Here is a 14,266-nt window from a genome sequence, read left to right on the forward strand (position 1 = left end):
GCAACGGCCCCGGCTGCTGCGCCCCCATGACCCCGGGCGCCGCCGACAACGGCTCCCGTAGGCCCCGCGCCACCCGCCTCGGGCACGCCGTCCCCAACCGGTCCGGCCGGGGCCGCCGTCGAGCGCCGCCACGCCTGCGGCGCCGCCGAGAGAGCGGCGCGCCGCAGAAAGGGGTCCTCGAAACGGAGGGCGTCGGGCGGGCCTGTGAGCAGGCCGTCCGTCACCAGGTTGTCGAGCGTCTCCGGCGCGGTCCGCGTCCTGCGCGCGGCGGCGAGCACGGCGTCGGAGCCGACCGTGGGACGCTCCGTTCCCCGGTCCGGCCCGCCGCCGGCCGCCTCGCCCGCGAGGGCGGCCACCAGGCCCAGCATCCGCCGCCATTGCGCCGGGAGGGAGTCCAACAGCCCGCCGTACACCTCGCCGAGGACCACGGCGTCGGGCAGCGGCCGTGGAAGCGGGGCTTCGCCCGCCAGCTGCGCGGGGGAGAGGCGCCGGGCCATGGCGGCCAGTACGCCCGGGTGTCCCGCCGCCTCGTCGAGCAGCCGTGCCCGTACGGCAGGTGACACGGATGACGGACACACGTCGTCGAGCAACTCGCTCGCTCCCGCCCGGCTCAGTCGGGTCAGGCGCAGCACCTGGACTCCTGGCAGTGCGGGCGGGCGGTGATGACGGGCGAGCGACGCGATCCAGCCCACGCCCCGCAGGCCCCCGTGGACCCGCCAGGCGGAGGCGAGCGCGGCGCGGGAGTGCGCGTCCCACAGATGGTGGTCGTCCACGCACAGCAGCAACGGCCGTCCGGCGGAGAGGGAGGCCACCGCCGCGGCGAGGCCCTCCGGGCCCCGTGCCGAGCGCAGGGCCCGACGCGCCGCCGAGGGTGTGCACCCCAGGGCCGACAGCAGCGCCCGTACACCGCTCCAGGGGACCCTGTTCCCGGCCGGCGGGGCCACCAGGTGCGCCCCGCCCGTGAACTCCCGCACCGCGTGCTCCAGAAGCGCCGTACGTCCCAGGCCGGGGCTTGCGGTGATCAGCAGCACGCCGCCCGACCCGGCGGCGACACGGGCCGACAGGGCGGCCACGGCGGCGAGTTCGGCCGTGCGGTCATGCAGCCGCACCGCGGCCGCCGCGCTCGTCCCTCTGCTCACGGCCGTCAGGTTACTGTCCCGTAGGAAACGGCGGAAGGCCCCCCGTGCGTGGACGACCGTCCACGCACAGGGGCCCCGCACTGTGTGCGCGCACAGAGGTACGCCGCCTCCCTCCCGCCCGGAGCACCGAGCCGGCACCGCGGGCGGAAGGGCGGCCTCCGTCAGGAGGTGTGCGGGCAGTTGCCGCGGTACTCCTCGATCGTCAGACTGGGCCGCGGGAGCGGGCAGAGGAACTGCTCGTAGCGGGTGTCGTTGTCGATGAAGCGCTTGAGCCACGAGATGCTGTACTTCGCGATCGTCGTGTTGGACGTGTTCGGCGTGAAGTGGGTGGCGTTGTTGAGCTCCAGGTACGCCTTGTCGAGGGAGCCCGGAAGGCTCCCGTAGAACGGCTCCGAGTGCGTGGCGACGGGCGCGACCGTGTCACCGTCGGCACCCACGACGAGCGTGGGTGTCTTGATCTCGGGCCAGGTCTTGTCCGTGTTCCAGCCCGTCAGCGGGATCGCCGCCTGCAGCGACGGCCGGCTCTTGGCCGCCTCCAGCGCGCCGCCGCCGCCCATCGAGTGCCCCATCACACCGAGTCGGGTGCTGTCGACGCGGCCGCGGACCGAGCTGCGCTGTGTCAGGTAGTCGAGCGCGGCCAGGAGCTGACGACCACGGCTGTCCGGCTGGTCCATCGTGGTGAGGGTGTCGATGGTGAAGACCACGAAGCCCTGGGAGGCCAGGCGCGGACCCAGCCAGGCGATGGACGACTGGGTGGCGGTGAACCCGGGCGAGATGACCACCGCACCGAAGGTGCCGTCGGCGGTCGAGGTCGGGTAGTAGATGGTTCCTCCGCCGAAGCCGGTCACGGCGAGGGAGGAGACGCTGGTGTCGGCGACGGTGTAGGAACCGCGCGACGCCTCGATGCTGGCGTCGGTCGGAGCGGGGCCACGCTCGTAGGGGTTGTCCGCCGCCTGGGCTCCGGGAGCGGTGAGCAGCGTGAGACAGCAGACGGCCGAGGCCGCGGCTGCGGCGAGGTGTCGTTTCACGACTGAGTCGTCCTCTCGTGTCGTGTACGGCTGCCGCCGGGGAGCGGTGCAGCCGCGGGGATGACTGGCTCGGGCCACTGTCCGGGCAACGAGGGACGAAGACATCGGCAGAACCACCGGTGACGGCCCCGGCGGACCGGCCGCACAGGGACCGGGGGAGAGCGCGGCCCGTCCTCACCCCGGATTCGCGTGCGTGGTCCGGGAATTCCGGGGTAGGCGGGCACCCAACGGGGAGGACGAGCAGTCGTTGGAAGAGGGAGGTCATCAGAGTGCCGACTGAGGTGACGACGGAGACGAGGGTCGGTTTCGACAGGGGTGTGGGGGACCTTCCCCTGCTCGAGGCTCCCCGCAAGGTCGCCCCGAAGGACGCACGTGAGCTGTCGAAGGTGTTCTTCGACAAGCTGGCGGTACTGGAGGAGGGAACGCACGAGTACCAGTACGCGCGTAACACGCTGATCGAGATGAACATGTCTCTCGTGCGGTATGCGGCCGGGCGGTTCCGGGCGCGTGGGGATGAGATGGAGGACATCGTCCAGGTCGGGACGATCGGTCTGATCAAGGCGATCGACCGGTTCGACATCTCGCGTGAGGTGGAGTTCACGAGTTTCGCCGTTCCGTACATCGTGGGGGAGATCAAGCGGTTCTTCCGTGACACCTCGTGGGCGGTGCATGTGCCGCGCCGGCTGCAGGAGGCGCGGGTGGAGCTGGCGAAGGCGACGGAGGAGCTCGGTTCGCGGCTGGGGCGGACGCCGACCGTGGCGGAGCTGGCGTCGTTGATGAATCTCTCCGAGGACGAGGTGATAGAGGCGCGGCTGGCGTCCAACGGCTACAACTCGACTTCCCTGGATGCCGCGGTCGGTGCGGAGGGTGAGGACGGTGACGCGGCGCTGGGAGACTTCATCGGCGTGGAGGACCCGGCGCTGGAGCTGTTCGAGGACTTCCACACCCTGGCGCCGCTGCTGGTCGAACTCGACGACCGTGACCGCACGCTGCTGCACCTGCGCTTCGTCGAGGAGCTGACCCAGTCGGAGATCGGCAAGCGGCTCGGCATCTCGCAGATGCACGTCTCCCGCCTGCTCTCGCGCAACCTGGAACGCCTCCGCAAGGGCATGCTCGACACGGCGTAGGACCGACCGCCCGAAGAAAGACGCGACCCGACGGGTTCGACGGGTGTGAGATCCGGGATGGGGGGAAGGCGCACGTCATCCCCCCACGGGAAAGTCCTTCACGGGACGCACGGCGAACGGCCTCACCAGCCCCCTTCTGGTGAGGCCGTTTCCCGTGGGTGGGCCGAGTGCAGGTCCGAGGTCTGTCACGGTGTCCCAAGCCCGCCGCCCCCGTCCCCGCCCCCGGCACCGAAGTGCCGGGGGCGGACACGCTCGGCCCGACGCATGTGCCGTGCGACTCATGTGCTGTGCGACTCATGTGCCGTGCGGCGCAACCTCCGCCTGAGCGAACGCCGTTCGTCCTCCCGAAGGCCGCCCCACACGCCGGTCACCTGTCGGGAGTCGTCCATGGCCCAGCGCAGGCATGCCCTGCGGACCGGACACCGACGGCAGACCTCCTTGGCCTCCTCGGCCTGGACGAGCGCGGGTGCGCCGGTCCCCACCGGGAAGAAGAGGTCGGGGTCGACGTTCCGACAGGCCGCGGACGCGCGCCAGCTCTCCATGAATGCCTCCAGCCGTGTGAGAAAAGGACCGTTCCCCTTTCGGCTGACCGGACAAAGCCGGTTGAAACACCATCGGGCGGGGCGTGGCCCGACGCCCGTACGGAGCAGTGGTGGTGCGGGCGTGCCCCGCGGCCCGTAGCGTGCTGCCGTGCGCACATGGACCGGACGCCCCTGGCCCCTGGGTGCGACGTTCGACGGCGAGGGCACCAACTTCGCGCTCTTCAGCGAGGTGGCCGAGCGGGTCGAGCTCGTGCTCGTCGACGACGACGGCACTCACCGCGGTGTCACCCTGACCGAGGTGGACGGCTTCGTCTGGCACTGCTACCTGCCGGACGTCCGACCCGGTCAGCGCTACGCCTACCGGGTGCACGGCCCGTGGGACCCGGACGCCGGGCACCGCTGCAACCCGGCCAAGCTGCTGCTCGACCCGTACGCCAAGGCGGTCGAGGGGGAGACGGACAACGACCCGTCGCTCTACGAGCGCTCGCCGGACGGCCCCGCGCCGGCCGACAGTGCCGGGCACGCCTTCCTCGGCGTCGTGGTCGATCCCGCGTTCGACTGGGGCGACGACCGGGCGCCGCATCGGCCGTACGCCGAGTCGATCGTCTACGAAGCCCATGTGCGGGGCCTGACCCGCAACCATCCCGAGGTGCCCGAGGAACTGCGCGGCACCTACGCGGGGCTGGCCCACCCGGCAGTCCTCGACCACCTCACCGGCCTCGGCGTGACCGCCGTCGAACTCATGCCCGTCCACCAGTTCGTCCATGACGGTGTGCTCACCGACCGCGGCCTCGTGAACTACTGGGGCTACAACACGATCGGTTTCTTCGCCCCGCACGGCGCCTACGCCGCCCGGGGCACGCGCGGCGGGCAGGTGGCCGAGTTCAAGACGATGGTGAAGGCGCTGCACGCGGCGGGCCTCGAGGTCATCCTCGACGTCGTCTACAACCACACCGCCGAGGGCAACGAGTACGGCCCCACACTCTCCTTCCGCGGCATCGACAACGCCTCGTACTACCGTCTCGTCGAGGGCGACCCGCGCCACTACTACGACACCACCGGCACGGGCAACAGCCTTCTCATGAGGCACCCGAACGTGCTGCAGATGATCATGGACTCGCTGCGGTACTGGGTGACGGAGATGCACGTCGACGGCTTCCGCTTCGACCTGGCCGCCACCCTCGCCCGGCAGTTCCACGAGGTGGACCGCCTCTCCGCCTTCTTCGACCTCATCCAGCAGGACCCCGTGATCGGCAGGGTCAAGCTCATCGCCGAGCCCTGGGACATCGGCGACGGCGGCTACCAGGTGGGCAACTTCCCGCCGCAGTGGTCCGAATGGAACGGCAGGTACCGGGACGCGGTGCGCGACTTCTGGCGCGCCGGCGAGCACAGTCTGGCCGAGTTCGCCTCCCGGCTCACCGGCTCCTCCGACCTCTACGAACACGACCGGCGGCGCCCACGCGCCAGCATCAACTTCGTCACCGCCCACGACGGATTCACGCTGCGCGACCTCGTGTCGTACAACGACAAGCACAACGAGGCCAACGGAGAGGACAACCGGGACGGTGAGAGCGACAACCGCTCCTGGAACTGCGGCGTCGAAGGCCCGACCGACGACGAGAGCGTCCTGGAGCTGAGGGCCCGCCAGCAGCGCAATCTCCTGGCCACCCTCATGCTGTCGCAGGGCATTCCGATGATCTCCCACGGCGACGAGCTGGGCCGCACCCAGGGCGGCAACAACAACGCCTACTGCCAGGACAACGAGGTCTCCTGGATCGACTGGGACCTCGACGACGAGCGGCGCGACCTGCTCGACTTCACCCGACGCGCCGTCGCGCTGCGCCGTGCCCACCCCGTCCTGCGGCGGCGCAGGTTCTTCCGCGGCGACACCGCGACGGACGAACGCCAGCCGCTGCCCGACCTCGTATGGCTGCGGCCGGACGCCCGCGAGATGACGGACGAGGACTGGGGCCGTCCCGACGACCACACCATCGGCGTCTTCCTCAACGGTGACGCCATCGCGGAGACCGATCCGCAGGGCGGCCGCGTCGTCGACGACTCCTTCCTGCTGCTGATCAACAGCTACTGGGAACCGGTGACCTTCCGGCTCCCCGGCGCGGCGTACGGCGAGCGGTGGACGGTCCGGATCGACACCGCCGACCCGCAGGGCCTGCCCGACGAGTCGGAACACAAGGCGGGCACCGACCTCGTCGTGGAGGCGCGCGGTCTCCTGCTGCTCTCACGCCCGCCCCGCACCCAGGAGCGCTGACACCGAGGCCGCGCCGACTCCCCGGGACACGGTCGTGCTCCCGGTGAGTCGGCCTGTCGGCATGCAAGAAAATTACGTCATCGCGCAAGCTCCATGAAAGCCGCTGCTCCGGCCGGAGATGACGCGCGGGGGGTTCCTCGGCGGGCGGGACAGGTGCGCCCGGAACATAGACGATATGGCAGATCTCTGCAACTCTCTGATCGCTCAGCGCAAAAGATGAAGATCTTTGCCGAGCAGCTCGGTCCACCACCACACCGACAGCGCCGCGCCTCGCCACCGTCAGGGGTGGGAGGCCGAAGATCGGGGACAGATGAGAACCCAACGCCGACGATCGCGGGCCCTGAGCGCCGTGATCGTCACAAGCCTTCTGACGCTCGGCTGGCCCGCGCTGTCCGCCGCGGCGGCGGGCGGACCCAACATCGCCGCCGGCCGGCCGGCCGCCGCCGCGAGTGCGCACAGCGAGTACGGCGCGGGCAACATCACCGACGGCAACCAGGGCACCTACTGGCAGAGCGCCGGCAGCACCCTGCCCCAGTGGGTGCAGACCGACCTCGGCGCCACCGCACGCGTGGACGAGGTCGTCCTGAAGCTGCCCGCGGGCTGGGAGAGCCGCAGCCAGACGCTCTCCGTCCAGGGCAGCGCCGACGGGACCAGCTTCGCCACCCTCAAGAACTCCGCCTCCTACACCTTCAGCCCCGGCGCGGCCAACACCGTCACGGTGACGTTCCCGGCCACCCGGGCGCGATTCGTCCGCATCGACATCACCGCCAACACGGGCTGGCAGGCCGCCCAGCTCTCCGAACTCGAAGTGCACGCCGCCGACGGCTCGTCGACCGACCTGGCGAGCGGGCGCCCCCTGACCGCGAGCAGCCACACCCAGACCTACACCGCGGGCAACGCCAACGACGGCAACAGGGCCACCTACTGGGAGAGCGCCAACAACGCACTCCCGCAGTGGATCCAGGCCGACCTCGGAGCCTCCGTCCGCGTCGACCGGGTCGTCCTGCGGCTGCCCGACGGATGGGGCGCCCGCAGCCAGACCCTGAAGATCCAGGGCAGTACCGACGGCACCGCCTTCACCGATCTGACCGCCTCCCGGGCGTACACCTTCGACGCCACCAACGGACAGACCGCGACCCTCACCTTCGACGCGGCGACCACACGCCACGTCCGCGTCCTGGTGACGGCCAACAGCGGCCATCCCGCCGCCCAGCTCTCCGAGCTGGAGGTCTACGGCCCGCAGACGGGCGACACGCAGGCACCGACCGCGCCGGCGAACCTCGCCTTCACCGAGCCCACGACCGGTCGGATCAAGCTGACCTGGAACGCCGCTTCCGACAACACCGCCGTCACCGGCTACGACGTGTACGCCGACAACACGCTCCTGACGAGCGTGGCCGGCGACGTGACCACGTACACGGACAACCGCCCGGCGAACCAGACCGTCACCTACCACGTGCGCGCCAGGGACGCCGCCGGCAACCAGTCCGCCAACAGCAACTCCGTGACCCGGCGCGCCGACACCGGGGACACCCAGGCGCCCACCGCGCCGGCCAACCTCGCCCTCACCGAGCCCACCACCGGCCGGATCAAGCTGACCTGGAACCCGTCATCGGACGACACCGGTGTGACGGGCTACGACGTGTACGCCGACAACGTGCTCCGCGCCGGCGTGGCCGGCGACGTCACCACGTACACCGACACCCAGCCGGCCTCCGCGACCGTCACCTATCACGTGCGCGCCAGGGACGCCGCAGGCAACCAGTCGGGCAGCAGCAACTCCGTCACCCCTAACGGGAGCGGCGGGGCGGGCTCCAACCTCGCGGTCGGCAAGCAGATCAGCGCCTCCTCCGTCATCCACACCTTCGTCGCGGCCCACGCCAACGACAACGACGTACGCACCTACTGGGAGGGCGCCGCGGGCAGCTACCCGAACACCCTCACCGTCAGGCTGGGCGCCAACGCCGACCTCACGAGCCTCGTCCTCAAGCTCAACCCGGACAGCGCCTGGGCGACCCGCAGCCAGACCGTCGAGGTCCTCGGCCGCGAGCAGAGCGCCTCCGGCTTCAGCGGCCTGGTCGCCGCGAAGAGCTACACGTTCGACCCGGCCGGCGGAAACACGGTCACCGTCCCCCTCAGCGCTCGCGTCGCCGATGTACAGCTCCGGTTCACCGCCAACTCCGGATCCTCCGCCGGGCAGCTCGCCGAGTTCCAGGTGATCGGGGTGCCCGCGCCCAACCCGGACCTCGTCGTCACCGGGCTGACCACCACGCCCGCCGCCCCCGTCGAGTCGGACACGATCACGGTGAACGCCACCGTCCGCAACAGCGGCCCGGTCGCCGCGCCCGCCGGCGCCGTCGCGCTGCGCCTCGGCGCCACCAAGGTCGCCACCGCGCAGCACGGCGCGCTGGCCGCCGGCGCCCAGACCACGGTCAGCGCCTCCATCGGGACCAGGGAGGCCGGGTCGTACCAGCTGAGCGCGGTCGCCGACGAAGCGGACGCGGTCGTCGAGCAGAACGAGTCCAACAACACCTACACCCGTCCCGACCCGCTCGTCGTGAAGCCCGTCTCCAGCTCCGATCTGGTGGCGGCCGCCGTGACGACCTCGCCGTCGAGCCCCGCCGCCGGTGACGAGGTCGGCTTCGCCGTCGCGCTCGAGAACCAGGGCACCCTCGCCTCGGCGGGAGGCGGCCACGGCATCACGCTCACCCTGACCAATGCGCAGGGGAGCGTCGTGAAGACGCTGACGGGCGCGTTCACCGGCACGATCGCGGCGGGCGCGACCACCGCGCCGGTCGGACTCGGCACCTGGACCGCCGTCGACGGCGCGTACACCGTGAAGGTCGTGATCGCCGACGACGCCGCGGAGCTGCCGGTCAAACGCGCGAACAACACCTCCACCCAGCCGCTCTTCGTCGGCCGCGGTGCCCACATGCCGTACGACATGTACGAGGCGGAGGACGCCACCGCCGGCGGCGGCGCCCAGGTCGTCGGCCCCAACCGGACCGTCGGCGACATCGCCGGAGAGGCCTCCGGCCGCAAGGCCGTCAACCTGGACGCGACGGGGGAGTACGTCGAGTTCACCACCCGCGCCCCCACCAACACCCTGGTGACCCGGTTCTCCCTTCCCGACGCCCCGGGTGGCGGGGGCATCGACTCCACGATCAGCGTCTATGTCGACGGGGTCCTGAAGAAGGCGCTCCCGCTGACATCGAAGTACGCCTGGCTGTACGGCTCCGAGACCTCGCCCGGCAACTCCCCGGGCGCCGGCGCCCCGCGCCACATCTACGACGAGGCGCACCTCATGCTCGGCGAGACCGTCCGGGCCGGCAGCAGGATACGGCTGCAGAAGGACGCCGCGAACACCTCCACGTACGCGATCGACTTCATCAGCCTGGAGCAGGTCGCGCCCGTCGCCAACCCCGACCCGGCGCGTTACACCGTGCCCGCCGGCTTCACCCACCAGGACGTCCAGAACGCCCTGGACAAGGTGCGGATGGACACCACGGGCACACTCGTGGGCGTCTATCTCCCGCCGGGCGACTACTCGACGGCGAGCAAGTTCCAGGTGTACGGCAAGGCCGTGCAAGTCCTCGGCGCCGGACCCTGGTACACGGTGTTCCACGCGCCCCCGACCCAGGACAACACCGACATCGGCTTCCGGGCCGACGGCACCGCGAAGGGCTCCTCCTTCCGCGGCTTCGCCTACTTCGGCAACTACACCTCACGGATCGACGGCCCGGGCAAGGTCTTCGACTTCGCCAACGTCACCGACATCGAGATCGACGACATCTGGAACGAGCACATGGTGTGCCTCTACTGGGGCGCCAACACCGACCGGATCACGATCAGGGACTCCCGGATCCGCAACATGTTCGCCGACGGCATCAACATGACCAACGGGTCGACGGACAACCTCGTGACGAACAACGAGGCGCGTGCGACGGGCGACGACAGCTTCGCGCTCTTCTCGGCGATCGATGCCGGCGGGGCGGACATGAAGAACAACGTCTACGAGAACCTGACCTCGATCCTGACCTGGCGGGCCGCGGGCGTGGCCGTCTACGGCGGGTACGACAACACCTTCCGCAACATCCACATCGCGGACACGCTCGTCTACTCCGGGATCACGATCTCCTCGCTCGACTTCGGCTACCCGATGAACGGCTTCGGAACCGAGCCGACGACCTTCGAGAACGTGTCGATCGTACGAGCGGGCGGCCACTTCTGGGGCTCGCAGACCTTCCCGGGCATCTGGGTCTTCTCCGCCTCCAAGGTCTTCCAGGGGATCAGGGTGAACCACGTGGACATCGTGGACCCGACGTACAGCGGGATCATGTTCCAGACCAACTACGTCGGCGGACAGCCCCAGTTCCCGATCAAGGACACGATCTTCACCGACATCTCGATCTCGGGCGCCCGCAGGAGCGGGGACGCGTTCGACGCGAAGTCGGGGTTCGGGCTGTGGGCGAACGAGATGCCCGAGTCCGGGCAGGGGCCCGCCGTGGGTGAGGTGTCGTTCCAGGGGCTCCGGCTGAACGGCAACGCGGTGGACATTCGGAACACCACCTCCACCTTCAAGATCGACATCAATCCGTAGGCGCTACGAGGCCGGACCCTGCGAACCGCAGGACTAGCGCAAGCCGCTTGCGAGGCTTGCGCTAGTCTTGCGTGTATGACGCGACGACTTGCTCAAGTAGCCAAGAAGGTGGGTGTCAGCGAGGCCACGGTCAGCCGGGTCCTCAACGGCAAGCCCGGGGTCTCCGAGGCCACCCGGCAGTCCGTGCTCACGGCTCTGGACGTGCTCGGCTACGAGCGCCCGACCCAGCTCCGGGGCGAGCGCGCGCGGCTCGTCGGCCTGGTCCTGCCCGAACTGCAGAACCCGATCTTCCCCGCCTTCGCCGAGGTGATCGGCGGCTCGCTGGCGCAGCAGGGCCTCACCCCCGTCCTGTGCACCCAGACCAAGGGCGGTGTCTCGGAGGCCGACTACGTCGAGCTGCTGCTGCAGCAGCAGGTCTCCGGCGTGGTCTTCGCCGGCGGTCTCTTCGCCCAGGCCGACGCTCCGCACGACCACTACCGCCTGCTCGCGGAGCGCAACATCCCGGTGGTGCTCGTCAACGCCCCCATAGAGGGTCTGGACTTCCCCTGCATCTCCTGCGACGACGCCGTCGCCGTCGAGCAGGCGTGGCGGCACCTGGCATCCCTTGGGCACCGCCGCATCGGCGTGGTCCTCGGCCCCGCGGACCACATCCCCTCGCGCCGCAAGCTCGCGGCCGCCCGGCAGGCGGCCGAGGCCTCGGGCGCGGAGCTCCCCGAGGAGCACGTCGCCCGCACGATGTTCTCCCTGGAAGGCGGCCAGGCGGCCGCCTCGCGCCTCCTCGACCGCGGCGTCACGGGCATCATCTGCGCCAGCGATCCGCTCGCCCTCGGTGCCGTCAGGGCGGCCCGCCGACGCGGGCTCGCGGTGCCCGGCGAGGTCTCCGTGGTCGGGTACGACGACTCCGCCTTCATGAACTGCACCGAGCCCCCGCTCACCACCGTGCGGCAGCCGATCGAGGCGATGGGACGGGCGGCCGTGGAACTGCTGTGCGCCCAGATCCAGGGCGGCGACGTGCACCCCGGCGAGCTGCTCTTCGAGCCCGAGCTGGTCGTGCGCGGCTCGACGGCGCAGGCTCCCCGCTAGCCGCTCGAAGCCCTAGCGCCCCTCCCGAGAAGGCCCCGTCCGTCGGACGGGGCATCTCAATGCCCGGAGTCAACCGGCTCCGGAGAACGCGCCATTTCTCATCGGCCCCCTCTGGCCGCGCTGTTGTAGGCAGACTCCAAGGCTGCCTCCTCCCACACAGCATTTAGGTCAGCGCCGCCGCACTGATTCAGGGGCCCGGTGACCGGTACGCCCAGGAGGTTGCCGCCGGCGCTGCTTCGTGCGGACATCGCGCCACCGGCGGCTGTGGCGCCTGCCTGGTTGGCGCAGCCGTTGCCGAAGGCCGGGGAAAGGAAGTCACCGACGCCCCCGGCCCAGGCGGGGGCCGCCTGGCTGGCTCCCAGCGCAGCGAGGGCGACGACGGTCGTTCGGGCAGCGGTACGCAGACTCATACCAACCCCAACGATCAACCACCCGCGAGGCAACGAGGAACCGCACTATGGGCCTCGCTCATCAAACGCACGCCCCGCGCCGCCCGGCCGGGGCATCTCAATGCCTCGTGTCAAGCGGCGTCGACTCTGCGCGGGGCCAGTCACGCGACGGCTGCGGTCATACCTCGGTGAGGGCCCTGGCAACGTTATCCCGTGTCCGCGGGTCCCGCGTTAGAGCGATTCCACCCCTCCGAACGGATCAAGGGCGTTTTCGCTGTACCGCTACCTGGTGAGGATCAACGCGAGCCACTCAGCCCCCCAGGAGGTACCAATGCGCAAGCGCATCTTCGCGGCAGTCACCCTAGCTGCCGCCGTCGTCCTCGGAGGTTCCAGTACGGCCCTCGCCGATCCCGGCCCCGGGGCTTTCGGAGTAGCCGCGGGCTCGCCCGGCATCGTCTCCGGCAACGTCATCCAGGTTCCGATCCACGTTCCGATCAACCTCTGCGGCAACACCATCGACATCGTTGGCCTGCTCAACCCCACCTTCGGGAATACCTGCGTTAGCGCCTAAGCTCATCCCGCCCAGTCCGAGCCCCCTCATCCCGAGGGGGCATCTCGGTATCCGGGGTCAAGCCGACACGGGCACCGGCGGAGCGGTGGTGAACAGGCGTTTGTCCCGCAGCATGGCCCATAAGACGTCGACTCTGCGCCGGGCCAGCGACAGAACGGCCTGGGTGTGGATCAGGCCCTCGCCTCGCTTCTTGCAGTAGTACTCCTGGGAGGGACCTGGCAGCGTCATCGACACATGGGCCGACATGTAGAAGATGTGCCGTAGGCGCCGGTTGTAGTGCTTGGGCCGGTGCAGGTTGTTGGTCCTTCGGCCGGAGTCCCGTGGAACTGGCGCGAGACCCGCGTGAGCGGCGAGGTGGCCGGCGTCCTTGTGCGTGGACATGTCCCCGACGATGGCCAGGAACTCGGCTCCGAGGATCTGCCCCATGCCCGGCAGGGACTCGATGATCTCGGCTCGTTCGTCGGTGCGGAACAAGGCGGTGATGGCCTGCTCGTTCTCCTTGATCCGTTCGTCCAGTTCGAGGATGCGGTCGGCCAGCTCCTTCACGAGTTTCGCTGCCAGCCCCTCGCCGGGCAGCGCCGTGTGCTGCGAGGCCGCGGCCTCCACGGCGCGTTCCGCGAAGACGACGGCGGTGCGGATGTTGCGGCGCGCGAGCCAGTCGGCCAGCCGCTTCACCCCCATCCGGCGGATGGCGGCCGGTGTCTGGTAGCCGGTCAGCAGGACCAGCCCGGGACGCTTCCGGTACTCGAAGGCCCGTTCCAGGGCCGGGCAGATGCCGACCAAGATTTCGCGGAGCCTGTTGATCAGCTGTACCCGGTCGGCGATCAGGTCCTGGCGGTAGCCGACGAGCAGCTGCAACCCGCTGGTCAGCTCCACCGAGGGCGCGATGGGGCGGAAGTCCCGCCGCAGGCGGGCCAGGTCAGCGATGACCCGGGCGTCCTTCGCGTCAGTCTTGCCCTCACCGAGGTAGGCGCCCGTCATGCGGTTCACCGTCTTGCCGGGGATGTAGACGACCGGCTGGCCGTGAGCCAGCAGGAGCGTCAGCAGCAGGGCCGAGGGGCGGCTGGAGATGTCCACCGCCCAGTGGTGGCCCTTGCCGGCGTCGATGCCGACCCAGATCAGCTGATGCCTTGTGCTCAACGTGCGTCCCCAACCCTCTCGACCGGCCTGTCCGTGGTCCGAGGAACGCTCCGCCGTCGAAGCCTTAGTCAGCGATGGGTCGCATCTCTCAATCAGCAGTCAGAGCGTCCAAGGGAACCGGGCGGCCATGCCCCGGGAGCCATCAGCGCGGCACTTTTTCATCAGCCACACCCGGTCCCCCCGGACCACAACCACTCTGCCCGATCCCTTGGGACCACACCTCTGGTTCTAAGGCCAATACCGGTGATTTAGGTGCCTTTCAGGCGTCTGCTGGTTGGTTTGGTGGGTGGCACCAGCGTGACGGTGTGAGTCGGTGGTGGGGGTGGGTTGCGGTGGTGGGGGTGTTTGAGGTGCCAGTTGGTCATCTTGCGTTTGATG

8 protein-coding genes and 1 pseudogene are annotated in these 14,266 nt (G+C 70.0%); 5 read left to right on the forward strand and 4 right to left on the reverse strand.

Annotated elements, in window-relative coordinates; genetic code table 11:
- Positions 1 to 1,139 (reverse strand): annotated as a pseudogene (locus tag J7E93_RS34390) (hypothetical protein); the annotation flags it as partial.
- A gap of 161 nt (positions 1,140 to 1,300) precedes the next feature.
- The gene (locus tag J7E93_RS34395) at positions 1,301 to 2,167 is read right to left on the reverse strand and encodes a dienelactone hydrolase family protein (protein ID WP_308368893.1); all 867 of its coding nucleotides are present in this window, start codon (positions 2,165 to 2,167) and stop codon (positions 1,301 to 1,303) included.
- A 317-nt stretch (positions 2,168 to 2,484) separates the two neighbouring features.
- Between J7E93_RS34395 and J7E93_RS34400 the strand changes: the two genes are divergently transcribed.
- The gene (locus J7E93_RS34400) at positions 2,485 to 3,294 is read left to right on the forward strand and encodes an RNA polymerase sigma factor SigF (protein WP_308368895.1); all 810 of its coding nucleotides are present in this window, start codon (positions 2,485 to 2,487) and stop codon (positions 3,292 to 3,294) included.
- Positions 3,295 to 3,572: 278 nt separating this feature from the next.
- On the opposite strand, the gene J7E93_RS34405 is transcribed toward J7E93_RS34400, so the two are convergent.
- Positions 3,573 to 3,836, reverse strand: a complete 264-nt coding sequence (locus J7E93_RS34405; RefSeq protein WP_215073973.1) for a WhiB family transcriptional regulator — start codon at positions 3,834 to 3,836, stop codon at positions 3,573 to 3,575.
- Between the two features lie 148 nt (positions 3,837 to 3,984).
- Here J7E93_RS34405 and glgX point away from each other — a divergent pair, with 148 nt between their 5' ends.
- From glgX to J7E93_RS34425, 4 genes are all read left to right on the forward strand, one after another.
- Positions 3,985 to 6,105, forward strand: a complete 2,121-nt coding sequence (gene glgX / locus J7E93_RS34410) for a glycogen debranching protein GlgX (RefSeq protein ID WP_215073974.1) — start codon at positions 3,985 to 3,987, stop codon at positions 6,103 to 6,105.
- Positions 6,106 to 6,415: 310 nt separating this feature from the next.
- Positions 6,416 to 10,705, forward strand: a complete 4,290-nt coding sequence (locus J7E93_RS34415; RefSeq protein ID WP_215073975.1) for a discoidin domain-containing protein — start codon at positions 6,416 to 6,418, stop codon at positions 10,703 to 10,705.
- 75 nt (positions 10,706 to 10,780) lie between these two features.
- Positions 10,781 to 11,788 carry a LacI family DNA-binding transcriptional regulator gene (locus J7E93_RS34420; RefSeq protein ID WP_215073976.1) on the forward strand — a complete coding sequence of 336 codons (1,008 nt, stop codon included), beginning with the start codon at positions 10,781 to 10,783 and terminating at the stop codon, positions 11,786 to 11,788.
- A gap of 720 nt (positions 11,789 to 12,508) precedes the next feature.
- A complete protein-coding gene (locus J7E93_RS34425) occupies positions 12,509 to 12,748 on the forward strand; it encodes a chaplin (RefSeq protein WP_215073977.1) in 240 nt (79 codons plus the stop codon).
- Positions 12,749 to 12,805: 57 nt separating this feature from the next.
- Here J7E93_RS34425 and J7E93_RS34430 read toward each other — a convergent pair whose 3' ends face one another.
- Positions 12,806 to 13,987 (reverse strand): IS110 family transposase, encoded by a 1,182-nt coding sequence (locus tag J7E93_RS34430; RefSeq protein WP_308368896.1) that lies wholly within the window; start codon positions 13,985 to 13,987, stop codon positions 12,806 to 12,808.
- Positions 13,988 to 14,266 lie beyond the last annotated feature (279 nt).

Source organism: Streptomyces sp. ISL-36, assembly GCF_018614205.1.
GTDB lineage: Bacteria > Actinomycetota > Actinomycetes > Streptomycetales > Streptomycetaceae > Streptomyces.

Bases quoted from the DNA above. Each gene is read 5' to 3' on its own strand.
- J7E93_RS34405 (WP_215073973.1), bottom strand. From the start codon at position 3,836: ATGGAGAGCTGGCGCGCGTCCGCGGCCTGTCGGAACGTCGACCCCGAC.
- J7E93_RS34415 (WP_215073975.1), top strand. From the start codon at position 6,416: ATGAGAACCCAACGCCGACGATCGCGGGCCCTGAGCGCCGTGATCGTC.
- J7E93_RS34420 (WP_215073976.1), top strand. From the start codon at position 10,781: ATGACGCGACGACTTGCTCAAGTAGCCAAGAAGGTGGGTGTCAGCGAG.
- J7E93_RS34425 (WP_215073977.1), top strand. From the start codon at position 12,509: ATGCGCAAGCGCATCTTCGCGGCAGTCACCCTAGCTGCCGCCGTCGTC.